Consider the following 18,667-nt stretch of genomic DNA (forward strand, 5'->3'; position numbering starts at 1 on the left):
GCTCTTTCGCGCCCTGTTCGCTCAGAGCGAACGGTCTTCAGGTGTCACGTCCCCGCCCCAGTGACCTGGGGAAGCCCGTCGAAGTGCGCGGCGTGCCGCGGCGGATGTGCGGCCGAGCCGAGTACGAAGACGTCCTCGGCACCGTCCAGCAGCCCGCCTGACGGGTCGTCGTCCCCTGCTCGGCGCACCACGTCGCGATCCGGCATGAAGATGTCCCGCACGACCACCGCGCACAGGTACAGCGTCCCCAACAGGTGGATGACGATGGCGACTTGATACCCGTCGGTCGGCAGGCCCTTGTGAGCAATCCCGCTGGTCGTGTACGCGAGGTACATCCAGATACCCAGGAAGTACGCGACCTCGCACGCCTGCCAGATCAGGAAGTCCCGCCAGCGCGGCCGGGCCAGCACCGCGAGCGGAACGAGCCACAGCACGTACTGCGGCGAGTAGACCTTGTTCGTGAGGATGAAGGCCGCCACGATCAGGAAGGCGAGCTGAGCGAAGCGGGGGCGCCGGGGGGCGGTGAGCGTGACGGCGCTCAGACCCGCACAGATGATCAGCATCATGATCAGCGCCCAGGTGTTGGCCGTGTCGGGCGTGATCGCGATCTTCAGCCACTGCGAGATGAACAGGAAGACCGAACCGAAGTCGACTCCGCGGTCATGGCTGAAGCTGTAGAACTTCGCCCAGCCCTCTGGTGCGAGGTACATGACCGGAAGGTTCACGGCCAGCCAGGCACCGACGGCACCGAGCAGCGCCGTACCGAACTCACGCCACTTGCCGGCCCGCCAGCACAGCAGGAAAAGCGGGCCGAGAACCAGGAACGGGTAGAACTTGGCGGCCGTGGCGAGCCCGATCAGGACACCGAAGGCCAGGACGCGGCCTCGCGACCACATCAGCATCGCGGCGGCCAGCAGGGCCACGGCGAGGAGATCCCAGTTGATCGTGGCCGTGAGCGCGAAGGCGGGCGCCAGGGCGACCAGGAGACCGTCCCAGGGGCGACGACGGTGGGTGCGTGCGGTGCATACGGCGATGACCGCCGCGCACACCATCAGCATCCCCGCATTGACCATCCAGTAGACCTGCTCCTGGTGCTGGATGCTCCCGCTGCCCGGAGTGAGCCAGGCCGCGACTTCCATGAACACTCCGGTCAGCACCGGGTATTCGAGGTAGTCCATGTCGCCGGGGATCTTGTCGAAGTACGGCACAAGGCCGTCGGCGAATCCCCGCCCCTGATAGAGGTGCGGGATGTCCGAGTAGCACGCGTGGGTGTACTGCGAGCTGGCTCCGAAGAACCAGCCGCCGTCGTAGCAAGGCAGCTTCTGGACCATACCGAGGACGAACATTCCGATCGCCACCAGCGCGACGACCCGCACGGGCGTCCACCAGGACGTCCCGAGCAGGGCCCGCCGCCCGATAGGGCCGCCGATCAGCTCACTGCCGCTGGCGGCGACCTCGTCATCCTTGGTCGGCCGCACCAGCTCCGGCTCGTGCACGCTCGCTCGCGTCGTCTCTGCACTGGGCATGCCGCACATCCTGCCGTACGCGTCTAGGAATAGGCCGAGGGCCGCCCCACCTTGTCGGTGCGGCGGCCCTCGTTTCACGTGAAACGGCGTGTTTCACGTGAAACACACACGGAGGCGGCTATCCGGTCGATCCTCCGAAGAGGCCTCCGCTGTTGCCATTGCTGTTGCCTCTACTGGTCGAGCTGGTGGTGGATTCCGACGGAGAGGCGCTCACCCCGCCGTCGGTGCCACCTGTACCGGTACCGCCCGTACCGGTCCCACCGGTGTTGTTGCAGGTCCAGTCGAACTTCTTGCAGGTCTCACTCGCCGAGGGCGAGGGGGACGTCAGGGTCTCACTGGGGGTCGGAGTCGGCGACGGGCTCGGCGACTCGCTCACCGTGGCCGACGGGGTCGGCGACGGGCTCGGAGCGTCGTTGAGGACCACACCGATGTCCTCGGGCACCGGGAAGGACTCCGCCTTCTGCCCCTTGAGCGCGACCTCCATGTAGTCCCGCCAGATCTGGGACGGGAACGATGCACCGTGGATGGTCTTCTCGCCACCCGTGCCGTACATCTGCAGGAACTCGCGATTCTTCTTGGTCTCGTCATCGTCCAGGCGGTACATGCCGATCGCCGTGGACAGCTGCGGGGTGTACCCGACGAACCAAGCAGACTTGTTGCCGTCGGTGGTACCGGTCTTGCCGGCCACCTCACGGCCCTTCAGCTGGGCGTTGGTACCGGTGCCCTTCTCGACCACGGTCTTCAGGACGTCGGTGACGTTGTCGGCCACCGCCGGGGTGAAGGCCTCCACGGTCTTCGCGACACGGTCGTGCTGGAAGACGTTGCCCTCCGCGTTGGTCACCCGCTCGACCGAGTACGGATCCCGCTGCTTGCCGCTGGCCGCGAAGGTGGCGTATGCCCCCGCCATACGGATCGCACTCGGGGAGGAGGTACCCAGGGAGAACGACGGGAACCTGGAACTGGCGAGGCTCGACTCCTTGATGCCCGCGCTCAGGACGGCGTCCTTCACCTTGTCCAGGCCGACGTCCATGCCCAGCTGGACATAGGCGGAGTTGACGGACTCGCGCATCGCCTCACGCAGGTCGATCTTGTAGGAGGGCGGGTTGAGGGACTGATGGCCGTCGTTCTGCTGCAGCCACTCCTTGCCCTTGTCGTCCGTCCAGTCGTTCCCGTTGTAGTCCTTGATCTTGAGCCCGTTCTTGCCGCTGTACAGGCTCTTCGGCGACACGATGGTGCGTTCGTCCTGCGCCTGTTCCGCGGGACCTTTGGGATCCCTGGCACCCCAGGTCATGGCGGCCGCCAACACGAAGGGCTTGAAGGTCGAACCCACCTGAGCACCGGTCTGGTCGGCGTTGTCGGTGAAGTGCTTGGTCGCGTCCACACCGCCGTAGATGGCCTCGATCGCACCGCTGTCCGGGTTGACGGAGGCCCCGCCGAACTGGACGTACTTGTCATTGTTCGGACGCAGCTTGGGCTTGATGTTGGCCTTCTGCACCTTCTTCACCGCGGCCTCGAGCGCGGTGACCTTCGTCCTGTCGAAGGTCGTGTGGATCTGATATCCACCCCGCCGAAGCTTGGTCTCGGTGATCTTGGTTTTGTCGCTGTTCTTGATCAGGTACGTGTTGGCCAGGTCGACCAGATAGCCGACCTGCCCGCTCAGCGCGGCGTTGGACCGCGGAGACTGGATCTTGGGGAACGTCTTGAACTCGCTCCGCCGCGCCGCGCTCAGACGGCCGTCCTTGACCTCTTCGTCGAGAATCCACCCCCAGCGGGCCTCGGCGCGCTTGCGGTTGGCCTCAGGCGTGGCGGCCGGGTCGATCGACTGGGCGCCCGCGGGGTCGTAGTACGTGGCGCCCTTGAGCACCGCCGCCAGGAAGGCGCACTGGCTCGGGTCCAGTTTCGTGGCGTCCTTGTTGAAGTAGGCATGCGCCGCGGCCTGGATGCCGTAGGCGTTGCGCCCGTAGTACGCGGAGTTCAGGTAGCCAGCCATGATCTGGTCCTTGGGCAGTTTGGCCCCGACCTTGATGGAGACGAACAACTCCCTGAGTTTGCGGGAGATCGTCTGCGACTGGTCCTGAAGCATCGCGTTCTTCACGTACTGCTGGGTGATGGTGGAGCCACCCTGCGTCTGGCCGCCCTTGGCCATGTTCACGAAGGCGCGGGCGATACCCATCGGGTCGACGCCGCTGTCGGTCTCGAACGTCTTGTTCTCGGCCGACATGACCGCCCACCGCATCTCCTTGGGGATCTGCGCGTAGCCGATGATCTGGCGGTTGGCCTCACCACCCGTGGCGACCATCTCGCTGCCGTCGGCCCAGAAGTAGACGTTGTTCTGCGCCTTGGCGGTCTTGCCGATGTCCGGGATGCCCACGAGGGCGTATGCGACACCCGCGGCCGCGACCATGCTGCCGCAGAAACCGATGAACAGGCTCGTCACGAGCTTCCAGGACGGCACCCAGCGCGCGGCGCCGTATTTACCTGCACGCGGATAGTCGATGAGTCGCTTTCTGGCAGGCTCGGGAGCGCGGCCTCGGCCACGGCCCGGGCCGCCCGGACCCGGGGGACCACCGCGTCGGCCGCCCCCTCCTCCGGGGCCACCATGACCCGCGCCGTCGGCGGCTCTGCGCCGACCTCCGCCGCTTCCTCGCTGTGTGGCCCGGCGTGCCTCGGCACGGCTGCCGAACGGGCTCTCTTCACCCCCCGCGCCATAGGAATCGGAAGGAGACCCGGTGGTGTCTCGCGGTGCCTCGCGGCGGCCTGCGGACGGCCCGGTCTGTGGCTGGCCGCGCCGGGCCGCGGCACGTCCGCCGCCCTGCGGCTGCGGCGGTTTGCGACGGTGCTCGCTCATCGAACGATTACTCCTCGGGCAGGCGCACCTTTGCGCGCCTGGAAACGGCGGCTGGTTTCCGGTCCCCCCGAAGTACGGATGCGGTCGATCGTGCATTCACCCGTACTGCACCAAAGACGTTGACGTTCTCAGACGTCACTCGGTTCCCGGTGGTGTCCATGCCGCACAGACTACGCACCGCCAAAACCCACCTAGCACCGAAGTTCACCCCAAATCAGGCAACTTGCTTCGTATGAATCAGTGATGTGACGCCGTTCACTCCGCTCCCTCTTGTCGCATCCTCGGGGTCGTTCTATCGTGCTGATGTATCGAGTCGATACATCAGCACGGCATAAAGACCGTGCCGACGAGGCAGCGACAGGGAGGAGGCGACGATGAGCCGGCGTTCCGGGATCCTCGAGTTCGCCGTACTCGGCCTGCTCCGCGAGTCCCCGATGCACGGCTATGAGCTGCGCAAACGACTCAACACGTCACTGGGTGTGTTCCGTGCCTTCAGCTACGGAACCCTCTACCCCTGCCTCAAGACGCTGGTCGCCAACGGCTGGTTGATCGAGGAATCAGGATCCACGCCCGAAGACGCCCTGACGGCAACGCTCGCAGGACGTCGCGCCAAGATCGTCTATCGATTGACGGCCGAAGGTAAGGATCACTTCGAGGAACTTCTCGCGCAGACGGGACCCGACGCGTACGAGGACGAGCACTTCGCCGCTCGCTTCGCCTTCTTCGGGCAGACGTCACGCGACGTACGCATGCGCGTGCTGGAGGGCCGCCGCAGCCGTCTGGAGGAGCGCCTCGAGAAGATGCGCGCCTCGCTGGCGCGCACCCGGGAGCGCCTCGACGACTACACGCTTGAGCTCCAGCGCCACGGAATGGAGTCCGTGGAGCGCGAAGTGCGCTGGCTGAACGAGCTCATCGAGAGCGAGCGGGCCGGACGGGACGTCAAACGTCTCGCCACCGACGGCTCCGCTCAGCAGGACAACACATCTGGAGAGACGGGCGGCCTGCCCCGGCACCGGGACAGCACCCGGCCGGATCCGTCCGACGACACCGCCACGTGAGGCCCATTCGGGGTTTCACCGATATACACAGGGAGCAACCGGAATGGGTTCGGTTCGCGTAGCCATCGTCGGCGTAGGCAACTGCGCCGCCTCGCTGGTTCAGGGCGTCGAGTACTACAAGGACGCCGACCCGGCGGCCAAGGTACCCGGCCTGATGCACGTCCAGTTCGGCGACTACCACGTCGGTGACGTCGAGTTCGTCGCCGCGTTCGACGTCGACGCGAAGAAGGTCGGCCTCGACCTCTCCGACGCCATCGGTGCCAGCGAGAACAACACCATCAAGATCTGCGACGTCCCGAGCAAGGGCGTCACGGTCCAGCGCGGTCCCACCCTGGACGGTCTCGGTAAGTACTACCGCATGACCATCGAGGAGTCCGCCGAGACCCCGGTCGACGTGGTCCAGGTCCTGAAGGACAAGCAGGTCGACGTCCTCATCTGCTACCTGCCCGTCGGTTCCGAGGACGCGGCGAAGTTCTACGCCCAGTGCGCCATCGACGCCAAGGTCGCCTTCGTCAACGCCCTCCCGGTCTTCATCGCCGGCACCAAGGAGTGGGCGGACAAGTTCACCGAGGCCGGCGTCCCGATCGTCGGCGACGACATCAAGTCGCAGGTCGGCGCGACCATCACGCACCGTGTGATGGCGAAGCTGTTCGAGGACCGCGGTGTCCGTCTTGAGCGCACCATGCAGCTCAACGTCGGCGGCAACATGGACTTCAAGAACATGCTGGAGCGCGACCGCCTCGAGTCCAAGAAGATCTCGAAGACGCAGGCCGTCACCTCGCAGATCCCCGACCGCGACATGGGCGAGAAGAACGTCCACATCGGTCCCTCGGACTACGTGGCCTGGCTCGACGACCGCAAGTGGGCGTACGTCCGCCTCGAGGGCCGTGCCTTCGGCGACGTCCCGCTGAACCTGGAGTACAAGCTCGAGGTCTGGGACTCCCCGAACTCGGCCGGTGTCATCATCGACGCCCTGCGCGCCGCGAAGATCGCCAAGGACCGCGGTATCGGCGGCCCGATCCTCTCCGCGTCGAGCTACTTCATGAAGTCCCCGCCGGTCCAGTACTTCGACGACGAGGCCTTCGCCAACGTCGAGAAGTTCATCAAGGGCGAGGTCGAGCGCTAAAGCACAGTTTCGTGCTTGCTGTTGAGGGTCCCCGGGCTTATTGCCCGGGGGCCCTCCTCGTATGTGAGGCTGTGCCTCATGGCCGTCGTACGTGACCTGCGCGTTCTCCTGCGCTTCCAGGGATTCAGACGCCTGCTCGGTGTACGGCTGCTGTCCCAGGGCGCCGATGGCGTCTATCAGGTCGCGCTGGCCACCTACGTGGTCTTCTCACCGGAGAAACAGACCTCGGCGGCCTCGATCGCCTCCGCGATGGCGGTGCTGCTCCTCCCGTACTCCCTCATCGGTCCCTTCGCGGGGGTCCTGCTGGACCGCTGGCAGCGTCGGCAGGTTTTTCTGTACGGCAATCTGCTGCGCACCGCGCTGGCGTGCGTGACGGCCGTCCTGATGCTGAGCCAGGTACCCGACTGGCTCTTCTACGTGTCCGCCCTCTCCGTCACCGCGGTCAACCGCTTCGTCCTGGCCGGGTTGTCGGCCGCGCTGCCCCGTGTCGTCGACCCGGACCGTCTGGTGCTGGCCAACTCGCTTTCACCGACCGCCGGAACGCTCGCGGCGACGATGGGCGGAGCTCTCGCGTTCGCCGTACGGCTGGTCTTCGCGGACTCCGACGCGGCGGTGGTCCTCGTAGGAGCGGCGCTGTATCTGTGCGCGGCCCTCGCCTCGCTGCGCATCGCCCCGGAACTCCTCGGGCCCGATCAGGAGCTGGTACACCCCCACTTGGCCACAGCCCTCGCCGGCACCGCACGAGGCCTTGCCGGGGGTGTACGTCACCTTGCGGAGCGCCCACGGCGGGAGGCGGCCTGGGCTCTTCTGACGATGACGCTGATGCGCTTCTGCTACGGCGCCCTGACGGTCATGGTGCTGATGCTCTGCCGCTATGCGTGGGCATCCGGCTCGGAGGACGGGCTCGCGTTCCTGGGACTGGCTGTGGGGGTCTCAGGGGCCGGCTTCTTCGTCGCGGCGGTGGTGACCCCCTGGGCGGCCGGACAACTGGGCCCGGGCCGTTGGATCGCCGTCTGTGCCGGCGCCGCCGCGGTTCTGGTACCCGCCCTCTGCCTCCCGTTCGCCCCCACACCCACACTGGTCGCCGCGTTCATGCTGGGCGTGACCACGCAGGGCGCGAAGATCGCCACGGACACGGTCGTGCAGTCCTCGGTCGACGACGGCTTCCGCGGCCGGATCTTCTCCCTCTACGACGTCATGTTCAACGTCGCTTTCGTCGGAGCGGCCGCAGTAGCCGCCCTGATGCTGCCTCCTGACGGACGGTCGGTTCCCCTCGTCATGACCGTGGCCGTGGTCTACGCATCCATTGCGGTTGCTATGGCCCGCTTTGAACTTCAGTAAGTGTCACATCAGTGCCACAGAGCCATTTCTGGCCACTGCGTTGTCATAGGGGCCCGATAGCTTACGTGCGTCTTATTTCATGTCACGCGCATACGTTCCAGGGGGACCCCAGTGACCACTCCGCCGCCTCAGGGCCAGAACCCGTTCGCTCAGGGCCAGCAGCCCTACGGCCAGCAGCCCCCTCAGGCATACCCGCAGCAGCAAGGTATGCCCGGGTTCCCGCAGCAGCCGACCGCCGGTTACGCCCCGGTCCCGCCGCAGCGCCCGAAGCGCGGGTTCAAGCAGTACCTGCGCATCGGCATCGTGATCTGTGCCGTCATAGCCGCCGGCGTGGGCTACCTTGCGAGCCGACACGACCCGGCCTCGGCCAAGGTCGGCGACTGCATGAGCATTGGCAACCCGGACAACGCCACGAGCCCGGACCTGAAGGTCGTGGACTGCGGCAGCTCCAAGGCAAAGTTCAAGGTTGCTCAGAAGAAGAGCGACAACTCTGGCTGCGACCGCACCAAGTACGCCGAGTACACACAGACGGGTAGCAGCGACTTCACCCTCTGCCTGTCGGAGTACTCCGCCAAGTAGGACTCGCCTGCGACGCGGAGGGGCGGTGTTTCACGTGAAACACCGCCCCTCCGCGTCTCCCGGGGTCATGTTTCACGTGAAACATGACCGGTCTTCCACGCCTCAGCCCTGCTCGGCCCACCACTCCTTGAGTGCCGCCACCGCTGCGTCGTTCTCCATCGGGCCGTTCTCCAGGCGCAGCTCCAGCAGGAACTTGTACGCCTGGCCGATCGCGGGGCCCGGACCGATGCCCAGGGTCTCCATGATCTGGTTGCCGTCGAGGTCGGGCCGGATCGCGTCAAGTTCTTCCTGCTCCTTGAGCTGGGCGATGCGATCCTCCAGCCCGTCGTAGGCGCGGGAGAGCGCGGCCGCCTTGCGCTTGTTGCGCGTGGTGCAGTCGGAGCGGGTCAACTTGTGGAGCCGGTCGAGGAGCGGGCCCGCGTCACGGACGTAGCGACGGACGGCGGAGTCCGTCCACTCTCCGGTGCCGTACCCGTGGAAGCGCAGATGCAGTTCGACCAGACGTGAGACATCCTTCACGAGGTCGTTCGAGTATTTGAGCGCCGCCATCCGCTTCTTGGTCATCTTCGCGCCCACCATCTCGTGGTGGTGGAACGAGACCCGCCCGTCCTGCTCGAAGCGACGCGTTCGCGGCTTGCCGATGTCGTGGAGCAGCGCGGCGAGCCTGAGAACCAGATCAGGCCCGTCCTCCTCCAACGCCATCGCCTGTTCCAGAACGATCAGCGTGTGTTCGTAGACGTCCTTGTGCCGGTGGTGCTCGTCGCTCTCCAGCCGCAGCGCGGGAAGCTCGGGGAGCACATGGTCGGCGAGCCCGGTGTCGACGAGCAGCGTCAGGCCCTTACGCGGGTGGGCGGACTGGATCAGCTTGTTCAGCTCGTCCCGAACCCGCTCCGCCGAGACGATCTCGATACGCCCGGCCATGTCCTTCATGGCGGCGACGACCTCGGATGCCACCTCGAAGTCGAGCTGCGCGGCGAACCGTGCGGCGCGCATCATCCTCAGCGGATCGTCGGAGAAGGACGCCTCCGGGGTGCCCGGGGTACGCAGAACGTGAGCGGCCAGGTCGTCCAGACCGCCGTACGGGTCGATGAACTCCTTCTCCGGCAGCGCGACGGCCATCGCGTTCACCGTGAAGTCGCGACGCACGAGGTCTTCCTCGATGGAGTCGCCGTAGGACACCTCCGGCTTGCGCGAGGTCCGGTCGTACGCCTCGGAGCGGTAGGTCGTGATCTCGATCTGGAACGACTGCTCCACATCGCCCACGCGGGCATCCTTCTGCGCCCCCACCGTGCCGAAGGCGATCCCGACCTCCCACACCGCGTCCGCCCAGGGCCGGACGATCTTCAGTACGTCCTCGGGTCGGGCGTCCGTCGTGAAGTCCAGGTCATTGCCGAGCCGACCGAGGAGCGCGTCCCGGACCGAGCCGCCGACCAGGGCGAGCGAGAACCCGGCTTCCTGGAAACGGCGGGCAAGCTCGTCGGCGACAGGAGACACCCGCAGCAGTTCACTCACCGCGCGGCGCTGCACCTGGCTCAGGGCACTGGAATTGTCTTCGTTGGCGTTCGGCACAACAGAAAAGGGTACGTGGCCGAGGCCCCGGGAGCGCCCGGATAAATCCCACACCCGTGCCCCACATATTTTCGCGGGCAGAATACGCGTACATACAGGACAGTCGGCACCTTCCCCGATCTTGTGGACCACTCCGCGGCACTTACTCTCAGCGCACCTCGTTACGATGCCTGGACGCACATTCCGACGACCACTGACGACGACGAGGGACGGGCGAGCGCGTGGCCGAGGCGGCAGACTTCCAAGGGACGAGTCCCTCACCTGCCCGCCGGTGGCTCCGGCGCAGCGGTGCACTGCTGGCCGGGGCGCCGCTGCTGGCCGGGCTGCTCCAGCTGCCCTTCAGCACGCCCTCTGAGGCCGCGGAGAAGGCCGCCGTCGCCGCTGCCACAGGGTCGTCCGGCCCAGTTGACGTCAGCCTCGACTCACTGAGCCCCAGCGCCCCCACCGACGGCGACACGATCACGGTCTCGGGTTCGGTCACCAACACCAGCAAGCAGACGGTCACGGACGCCCATGTCGGCATCCGCGTGGGACCTTCCCTGAACACCCGCTCCGCCATCGACACCGCCGCGAGGCGCACCAGCTTCCAGCCGGGCCTCGACGCGCTGGAGGTCGGGGGCAAGTACGTCGCGAAGGTCACCAAGCTCGCCGCCGGCGGCTCACAGCACTTCAGCATCTCGGTTCCCGTCAAGGACCTCGACCTCGGCTCCGACGGGGTCTACCAGCTCGGCGTATCACTCACGGGCCGGACGACCGCACAGCCGTGGGACCAGGTCCTCGGCATCGAGCGGACGTTCCTGCCCTGGCAGTCCTCCGCGGCGGACACGAAGACGAAGACGACGTACCTCTGGCCGCTCATCTCCACCGTCCACCTCACGGCGGAGACCGGTTCGGACGCCCAGCAGACGCCCGTCTTCAAGAACGACGACCTGGCCAAGGAGATCTCCCCGGGCGGCCGCCTGGACCAGCTCCTGTCGCTGGGCAGCGAGCTCGATATCACCTGGGTCCTCGACCCGGACCTGCTGGCCTCCGTCGACGCGATGAGGGGCGGTTACCGGATCCAGCAGGACAACCGCACGACCATCGCCGGGAAGAACCAGGCGGTGGCCAACGCCTGGCTCGACAAGCTGGAGAAGACGGTCCGGGACCAGAGCGTCGTCGCGCTCCCCTTCGCCGACCCCGACCTCGCGTCGCTGGCGCACCGCGGCAAGGACGTCACCGGTTCCCTGAGCCACCTCAAGGACGCCACCGATGTGGCGACCAAGACGGTGGAGACGATCGTCCATGTGAAGCCGAGCACGGAGTTCGCCTGGCCGGTGGACGGTGCGGTGGACCCGTCGATCATCAAGGTGGCCACGTCGGCCGGCGCGGACAAGGTGATCGCCCGCAGCGACAGCCTGCGCGAGACCGGCGGCCTGTCCTACACGCCCAGCGCCGCCCGCCCCATCGGCGGCGGAACCACGGCGGTGGTCGCGGACGAGCGGCTGTCGACCGCGTTCCAGGGCGACATGCTGAAGGCGGACGCCTCGACGCTCGCCGTCCAGAAGTTCCTCGCGCAGAGCCTGATGATCAACCTCCAGGAGCCGAAGAACGAGCGCAGCATCGTCGTCGCTCCGCAGCGCATGCCCACGGCGAGCCAGGCGCAGTCCATGGCCGAGGCCCTGCGGGCGCTCCAGCAGGGGAACTGGTCGCAGTCCCAGGGGCTGACCGAGGCCGCCAAGGCCAAGCCGGACCCCGGCGCCACCACGAAGGTGCCCTCCACCTCCTCGTACCCGTCGGCGCTGCGCAAGCGGGAGCTGCCGCGCTCGGCGTTCGAGAGGATCCAGGCGACCCAGGCCAAGCTCGACAAGTTCCGGATGATCCTGACCGACGAATCCCGTGTGGTCACCCCGTTCGGGCGGGCCATAGACCGGGGGATGTCTGCGTCCTGGCGCGGTCGGACCACTGAGGCAGCGGCCTTCCGGCAGAGTGTGGAGACGTACCTCGACGGGCTCACGGGCCTGGTGCATCTCATCAAGAAGTCGGACGCGAAGCTCTCCGGGCGCAGCGCCACGATCCCCGTGACCGTCCAGAACAACCTCGTGCAGGGCGTCGGCCATCTGGTGCTGCGCCTCACGTCGCAGCAGCCGACCCGTCTCAAGATCGGCAATGGTCCGTACGACGAGCAGCCGATCCAGGTCGCGGGCGAGCACAGCCAGTCGGTCAAGTTCACGACTTCCACCAAGGCCAACGGCCCGGTGCAGGTCGTCGCCCAGCTGTACACGGAGGACGGGCAGCCGTACGGAGACCCGGTTTCCTTCGAGGTGAAGGTCACCGAGATCACCTCGACGGTGATGCTCGTCATCGGCGGCGGAGTCCTGCTTCTCGTGCTCGCCGGTTTCCGGATGTACACGCAACGTAAGCGTGCTGCCGTCCGGCAGGCCGAGGAGAATGCGGAGAACGGTTCCGAAGCGGGGGGCGAGAGCAAAGACACGGACGGCACCGTGGACACTGACACCACCCAAGACTCCGAGGCCGGTCCCGAACGGGCTTCCGACCCGGAGTCCGGGGCAGACGACCCGGAGCACCCGAGTGACCCAACACCGGACACCGCACCGGAAAGCGCCGACCCGTCCGGCACGGGTGAGAGAGTGGACCGTTGAGCGATGTCGTGGCCGGTGGGCCCGGGGACGATGAGGTGGGGTAACCATGAACGCGCCGTACGACGGTGACCGCGGCCAGGGCGCGGGATCCTCGGGCTACCCCGAGGACCACCCGGACCAGGACGCGGGCCGCTCCGGCTACCCCGAGGGCACGCCGGAGGCCGGTCATATGCAGCCGGGGTCTCCCGCGGACATGTACCTCCAGGACGCCTACGACCAGGATCCCTACCGGGCGCAGGACCTCTCAGCCCAGGACCCGGTGGCGGAGGCGCTCTACGACCGTGCCTCGCACCCTCCGCCGGCGCCCGGAACGTACGCCCCCCAGCAGCCGCTCTACGCCCAGCCGCCCGCCTCGCAGTACGCCCCCGACCCGCGGATGTGGGCCCAGACGCCCCCTCCGGAGCCGGCCGGGCCGACGCGCCACCTGCCGTACGGGGACGACGCCAGGACCACCCAGTACGTGGGGGTGGACGACCTGGTCACCCAGGCCGGCGAGGAGCAGCATGAGCCCGACGCCTTCGCTCACCTCTTCCGCGATCAGCAGCAGGGCGGCGTCCGTCACGCCTACGCCTCCCCCGCGGTCCCGGCACCGGCCCCTGAGCCGGCTCCGGCCCCCGCTCAGCCGCCGGCGGCCGCTCCGGCGAAGTCCGGCGGTCGCGCCTCCGGCTTGCTGAAGTCCAGCGCCGTCATGGCGGCGGGCACGCTGGTGTCCCGTCTCACCGGCTTCGTACGCACCATGATCATCACGGCGGCTCTGGGAGCGGCGACGCTCGGTGACGCCTGGACGGTCGCGTACACCCTGCCGACGATGATCTACATCCTGACCGTCGGCGGCGGACTCAACTCGGTCTTCGTGCCCCAGCTGGTGCGGTCGATGAAGGAGGACGAGGACGGCGGCGAGGCGTACGCCAACCGCCTGCTGACGCTCGTCATGGTCGCCCTCGGTGTGATCGTCACCGCCGCGGTCTTCATCGCGCCGCTGCTGATCCAGCTGATGTCGGACTCCATCGCGAGCAACCCGGCGTCGAACAACGTGGCCGTCTCCTTCGCCCGGTACTGCCTGCCCACGATCTTCTTCATGGGCGTGCACGTGGTCATGGGCCAGATCCTCAACGCCCGCGGGAAGTTCGGCGCGATGATGTGGACCCCGGTCCTGAACAACATCGTCATGATCTTCACGTTCGGCATGTTCCTCTGGGTCTACGGCACCGCGCGGCACTCCGGCATGACGGTGAACAACATCCCGCCGGACGGCATCCGTCTGCTGGGCATCGGCACCCTGCTCGGCCTGGTCGTGCAGGCCACGGCGATGGTTCCGTATCTGCGCGAGGCCGGGTTCCGGTTCCGTCCGCGCTTCGACTGGCGCGGCCACGGTCTCGGCAAGGCCGTCAAGCTCGCCAAGTGGACCGTGCTCTTCGTTCTCGCCAACCAGGCGGGCGTACTCGTCGTCACGCAGCTGGCCACGGCGGCGGGCAAGGCCTCGGGCAAGAGCGGCGCGGGCATCCTGGCCTACGCCAACGCCCAGCTGATCTGGGGCATGCCGCAGGCGATCATCACGGTCTCCGTCATGGCGGCCATGCTTCCGCGGATCTCGCGAGCGGCCCACGACGGTGACCCGGGAGCCGTCCGCGACGACATCTCACAGGGGCTGCGGACCTCGGCGGTGGCGATCGTCCCGGTGGCCTTCATGTTCGTCGCCCTGGGCATCCCCATGTGCACCCTGCTCTTCGGCTCCAGCGGCATCGAGGCCGCCCAGTCCCAGGGCTATGTCCTCATGGCCTTCGCGCTCGGTCTGATCCCGTTCTCGGTGCAGTACGTGGTCCTGCGTGGCTTCTACGCCTACGAAGACACCCGCACCCCGTTCTACAACACGGTCATCGTTGCCGCCGTCAACGCCGCCGCGTCGGCCGTCTGTTACGTGATTCTGCCCGCACAGTGGGCGGTCGTCGGTATGGCCGGCGCGTACGGACTGGCGTACGCCGTGGGCGTCGGAGTGGCCTGGCAGCGCCTGCGCAGGCGGCTGGGGGGCGACCTGGACGGCGCACGCGTGCTGCGCACGTACGCGCGCCTATGCCTGGCCTCCGTCCCTGGCGCCGTGGTGGGCGGCGCCGTAGGCTTCGCGATCACCCGGGCTCTCGGACACGGTGCGATCGGTTCGATCGCGGCGCTCGTCGCCGGATCTGTCGCCCTGCTCGGTGTCTTCTACGTCGCCGCGCGCAAAATGCGCATCGAAGAACTCAACTCAATGGTCGGAATGGTCCGCGGGCGCCTGGGGCGCTGAGTCGGGGGTACGCGCACAACCATCGTCCGTCGCCGTGTGTCGTGCATAGCGCCGGACTGTGGGCACAATTGGTTTCTGCGTCGGACAGCGCGCAATGGATGGGGAGGCAGGGACGACGGTGGCGGAACGGAGCACGGCTGCCGTCGACGTGGCAGACAACAGCGGTGACGAGCCGCTGACCGCCAAGGCGGACCAGACCACGTCCGACGGGGTGGCCCAAAACCGGGAGCAGGAAACGGACAGCGAAGAGGCACAGGGGAGCGGCGGGACCGAGAGTCCCGGAAAGGCCTCACCGCCCGAACTGCACAGTGGTCACAAACTCGCCAGGCGCTACCGCCTCGAAGAGTGCGTCACCCGTCTGGACGGTTTCAGCAGTTGGCGCGCGATGGACGAGAAACTCCGCCGTGCCGTCGGGGTACACCTGCTGCCCGCCGATCATCCTCGGGCCCGCTCGGTACTGGCGGCGGCCCGTTCCTCCGCCCTGCTGGGCGATCCCCGATTCGTCCAGGTCCTGGACGCGGTCGAGGAGAACGATCTCGTCTACGTGGTGCACGAGTGGCTGCCGGACGCCACGGAGCTCACCGCGCTTCTCGCCTCGGGTCCCCTCGAGGTGCACGAGGCCTACCAGATGGTCAGTCAGGTCTCCCAGGCCATGGCCGCCGCGCACCGCGAGGGCCTCGCCCATCTGAAGCTGACCCCGGGCGCCGTGCTCCGCACGTCGTCCGGCCAGTGGCGCATCCGCGGGCTCGCGGTGAACGCGGCGCTGCGCGGCATCAGTTCGGACACCCCGCAGCGCTCCGACACGGAAGCGATCGGCGCACTTCTGTACGCCACCCTCACCCAGCGCTGGCCGTACGAGAACGACGCCTACGGCCTGTCAGGGCTGCCCAAGGGTGTCGGTCTCATCGCACCCGACCAGGTGCGGGCCGGTGTGCACCGCGGCCTGTCGGAGCTCGCCATGCGCGCGCTCGCCAACGACGGTGCGACCGCCTCCCGCCACGAGTCCCCGTGCACCACGCCGGAGGAGCTCGTGAAGGCGATCAGCGAGATGCCCCGCATCCGCCCGCCGGAGCCCGCGTTCACCGCCCCGCCCGAGTACCAGCGCACGACGTACCAGCAGGGCACGTACGGCCGCCAGTCGCCGCGTCCGGGCGTCGCCCAGCCCGTGCCGGCTCCGCCGCCCCCGCTGCAGAGCCGTACCGGCACAGCCCTGAAGTGGGCCGTCTCGGCTCTGCTCATCGCCGCGCTGGGCCTCGGTAGTTGGCAGCTGGCGGACGCGCTGATGGACCACCGCAAGTCCGACGACACCAAGAAGACCCAGACGACGAACGGCAACGAAAAGAGCGGCGACCAGACCAAGCCGGTCAAGCCGATCTCCATCAAGGATGCGCAGGAGTACGTGGTCGAAGGCTCCGCCCAGGCAGCTGGAGACGTGGGCAAGACCTTCGACGGCAACAGCACCACGTTCTGGCGAACAAAGCGGTACAACGCCGGACCGAAGCTGGCGCCGTACAAGCCCGGCGTGGGCATCGTCTACGACCTGGGCTCGGCGCAGGCGCTCTCGGCCGCCTCGATAGGACTTCGCTATACGGGGAACCACACCACGATCCACCTGTACGCCGCCGACTCGCTGTCGCCCACGACATCCGTCGACGGGATGAAGGAGATCGGCACCGCCACAACGAGCGGCACCACCCTGGATGTGAAGGCGTCGAAGTCGGTGAAAACGCAGTACGTGCTGCTGTGGATCACTGATGTGCCGAATGCTCCCAGCGACGGTTACAGCGGCGCCGGCTACAAGCAGGCCATCACGGATGTGAAGTTCACAGGCTGACGCTCGTCGACGGAGGGGAGGGGTCCGATGGCCGATGAAGCCGCGTACGGCGAAGCAAGCGATCAGGACCTCCTGGCCCGCCATGTCGAGGGCGATCCTGACGCCTTCGGTGAGCTTGTACGGCGCCATCGCGACCGCCTGTGGGCGGTGGCCCTGCGGACGCTGGGAGACCGCGAGGAGGCCGCTGACGCGGTCCAGGACGCACTCGTCTCGGCCTACCGGGCCGCCCATACCTTCCGGGGCCAGTCGGCCGTCACGACCTGGCTGCACCGCATCACGGTGAACGCCTGCCTGGACCGAGCCCGCAAGGCGGCTTCCAGAAGGACGTCCCCCGTCGATGACACCCAGCGCCTGGAGCAGCTCCTCGAACCGCACGAGTCCGCCTCCGCTCCGGCCGAACGCAATGACCTCCACCGCGAGCTCATCGGCGCGCTGGGCACTCTCCCGGCCGACCAGCGCGCCGCTCTCGTCCTGGTGGACATGCAGGGCTACCCCGTGGCCGAGGCGGCCCGCATCCTCGATGTCCCGACCGGCACGGTGAAGAGCCGCTGTGCGCGCGGCAGAGCCAGACTGGTTCCCCTGCTCACCCATCTCCGCACGGAGAACTCGGGTGACGAGGAGACCAAGAAGTCGGGCGGCGGACGGAACCGGACGCAGGGGACATCCGTCCCACCCGCAGCGGGACCGCAGGAGTCGGAACCCCGTGACTCGGGGCCGAGCGATTCAGCTGCTGTGAAGGGCGGAGGTGGGCGAGCGTGACATCCACGACGGACAAGGCCGGGCACCCGGACGTCGCGGAAATCTCCGACCTCACCGAGGGTCTGCTCTCGCCATCCCGTACCGAGGACGTACGACAGCACCTCGATGGATGCGCGCTCTGCGCCGATGTCTACGACTCCCTGGAGGAGATCCGCGGTCTGCTCGGCACCCTGCCGGGGCCCCCGCGCATGCCCGACGATGTCGCCGGACGCATCGATGCCGCCCTGGCCGCGGAAGCACTGCTGAGTTCCGCACCTCCCGATGAGGCATCTGCCGCAGACAACGACCGCATTCATGTTTCACGTGAAACGTCGCCTGCCGGCGGCCCTTCCGGACATTCTCGTGCGGCCACCGGACCCGGTCGCCCTCATCGAGCGCGTCGTGGGCGCCACAGGACGGTCCTCCTCACCACCGCCTTCGCGGCCGCCGCCTTGGGGCTGGGCGCGATCCTCGTGCAGTCGTTGGGCGACGACGGCTCCGGCAAGACCTCCCAGACGGCGACCCAGCAGGAGTCGGGTTCACGGAACGCCTTCTCCGAAACGACGCTGAAGAGCGAGGTCTCGGACCTTCTCGCGAAGAACAAGAAGTCGGATGACAGCTCGGCCAGTGCGAAGCCCTGGGGTGTCGAGTCACACGACGCCGGAACCGACTCGGGCGGGGTCAAGACCTTGATCACCCCCACACCCGCCGTTCCCCAGTGTGTCGAACAGGGGACCGGAGACCCGGGAGTACTCCTCGCCGCCAAGGAAGGCACGTACAAGGGGACCGGCGTCTATCTCCTCGTGGTGTCCGATGTCTCCGACAAGGCGAAGGTCACGGCCTACATCGTCGACTCCTCCTGTGGGAAGCAGGCCACTCCGTCGCCCGGCAAGCTACTGCTGTCGCGGTCGTACGCGCGGTCCTGAACGCGTCAGCTTCAGGTTTCTGGGCAACATCACCGGCACCTCCCCCTGCGTCTCGCTCGCACGCACTGACGCTTCGAAGCACAGTGGTGTGCTGCCCGGACGTCGCTTGGCATCTCCGTCCGACACCCGGTCTCCGTGTGCCCTGACACAGCGGGAATTGAAGCCCCTTAGGATCCGTTGGGTGGGGTGAGAGTACTGA

The 18,667-nt window shown here is 67.5% G+C and carries 12 protein-coding genes; 9 read left to right on the forward strand and 3 right to left on the reverse strand.

Going from position 1 to position 18,667, the window contains the following annotated elements; translation table 11 throughout:
- Positions 1 to 44 precede the first annotated feature (44 nt).
- The gene (locus ACZ4N5_RS01080) at positions 45 to 1,535 is read right to left on the reverse strand and encodes a glycosyltransferase family 87 protein (protein ID WP_467755052.1); all 1,491 of its coding nucleotides are present in this window, start codon (positions 1,533 to 1,535) and stop codon (positions 45 to 47) included.
- Between the two features lie 109 nt (positions 1,536 to 1,644).
- Positions 1,645 to 4,374, reverse strand: a complete 2,730-nt coding sequence (locus ACZ4N5_RS01085) for a transglycosylase domain-containing protein (RefSeq protein ID WP_467755053.1) — start codon at positions 4,372 to 4,374, stop codon at positions 1,645 to 1,647.
- Positions 4,375 to 4,748: 374 nt separating this feature from the next.
- Here ACZ4N5_RS01085 and ACZ4N5_RS01090 point away from each other — a divergent pair, with 374 nt between their 5' ends.
- The 4 genes from ACZ4N5_RS01090 to ACZ4N5_RS01105 all read left to right on the forward strand — a co-directional run bounded on the left by ACZ4N5_RS01090 (position 4,749) and on the right by ACZ4N5_RS01105 (position 8,478).
- A complete protein-coding gene (locus ACZ4N5_RS01090) occupies positions 4,749 to 5,432 on the forward strand; it encodes a PadR family transcriptional regulator (RefSeq protein WP_467755054.1) in 684 nt (227 codons plus the stop codon).
- A 43-nt stretch (positions 5,433 to 5,475) separates the two neighbouring features.
- Entirely contained in the window at positions 5,476 to 6,558 is a 1,083-nt protein-coding gene (locus ACZ4N5_RS01095) for an inositol-3-phosphate synthase (protein ID WP_467755055.1), read from the forward strand.
- A 78-nt stretch (positions 6,559 to 6,636) separates the two neighbouring features.
- Positions 6,637 to 7,899 carry an MFS transporter gene (locus tag ACZ4N5_RS01100; protein WP_467755056.1) on the forward strand — a complete coding sequence of 421 codons (1,263 nt, stop codon included), beginning with the start codon at positions 6,637 to 6,639 and terminating at the stop codon, positions 7,897 to 7,899.
- Positions 7,900 to 8,010: 111 nt separating this feature from the next.
- Positions 8,011 to 8,478 carry an LppU/SCO3897 family protein gene (locus ACZ4N5_RS01105; RefSeq protein WP_467755057.1) on the forward strand — a complete coding sequence of 156 codons (468 nt, stop codon included), beginning with the start codon at positions 8,011 to 8,013 and terminating at the stop codon, positions 8,476 to 8,478.
- Positions 8,479 to 8,580: 102 nt separating this feature from the next.
- Here the strand turns inward: ACZ4N5_RS01105 and ACZ4N5_RS01110 are convergent, their stop codons facing one another.
- On the reverse strand, positions 8,581 to 10,047 hold the full coding sequence (locus ACZ4N5_RS01110; RefSeq protein ID WP_467755058.1) for a CCA tRNA nucleotidyltransferase: 1,467 nt from the start codon (positions 10,045 to 10,047) through the stop codon (positions 8,581 to 8,583).
- 221 nt (positions 10,048 to 10,268) lie between these two features.
- Here ACZ4N5_RS01110 and ACZ4N5_RS01115 point away from each other — a divergent pair, with 221 nt between their 5' ends.
- The 5 genes from ACZ4N5_RS01115 (at position 10,269) to ACZ4N5_RS01135 (ending at position 18,468) form a co-directional block, all read left to right on the forward strand.
- Positions 10,269 to 12,689, forward strand: coding sequence for a DUF6049 family protein (locus tag ACZ4N5_RS01115; protein ID WP_467755059.1), 2,421 nt, complete (start codon positions 10,269 to 10,271; stop codon positions 12,687 to 12,689).
- 46 nt (positions 12,690 to 12,735) lie between these two features.
- Entirely contained in the window at positions 12,736 to 14,970 is a 2,235-nt protein-coding gene (gene murJ / locus ACZ4N5_RS01120) for a murein biosynthesis integral membrane protein MurJ (RefSeq protein ID WP_467755060.1), read from the forward strand.
- Between the two features lie 118 nt (positions 14,971 to 15,088).
- Positions 15,089 to 16,804 (forward strand): protein kinase family protein, encoded by a 1,716-nt coding sequence (locus ACZ4N5_RS01125; RefSeq protein WP_467755061.1) that lies wholly within the window; start codon positions 15,089 to 15,091, stop codon positions 16,802 to 16,804.
- A gap of 27 nt (positions 16,805 to 16,831) precedes the next feature.
- Positions 16,832 to 17,563 carry an RNA polymerase sigma factor SigM gene (gene sigM / locus ACZ4N5_RS01130; RefSeq protein ID WP_467755062.1) on the forward strand — a complete coding sequence of 244 codons (732 nt, stop codon included), beginning with the start codon at positions 16,832 to 16,834 and terminating at the stop codon, positions 17,561 to 17,563.
- Positions 17,560 to 18,468: an anti-sigma factor family protein gene (locus ACZ4N5_RS01135; RefSeq protein ID WP_467755063.1), complete on the forward strand. Its 909-nt coding sequence runs from the start codon at positions 17,560 to 17,562 to the stop codon at positions 18,466 to 18,468. The genes sigM and ACZ4N5_RS01135 overlap by 4 nt, the downstream gene beginning before the upstream one ends.
- Positions 18,469 to 18,667: the final 199 nt, after the last annotated feature.

This window comes from Streptomyces sp. NPDC026500, from assembly GCF_055567635.1.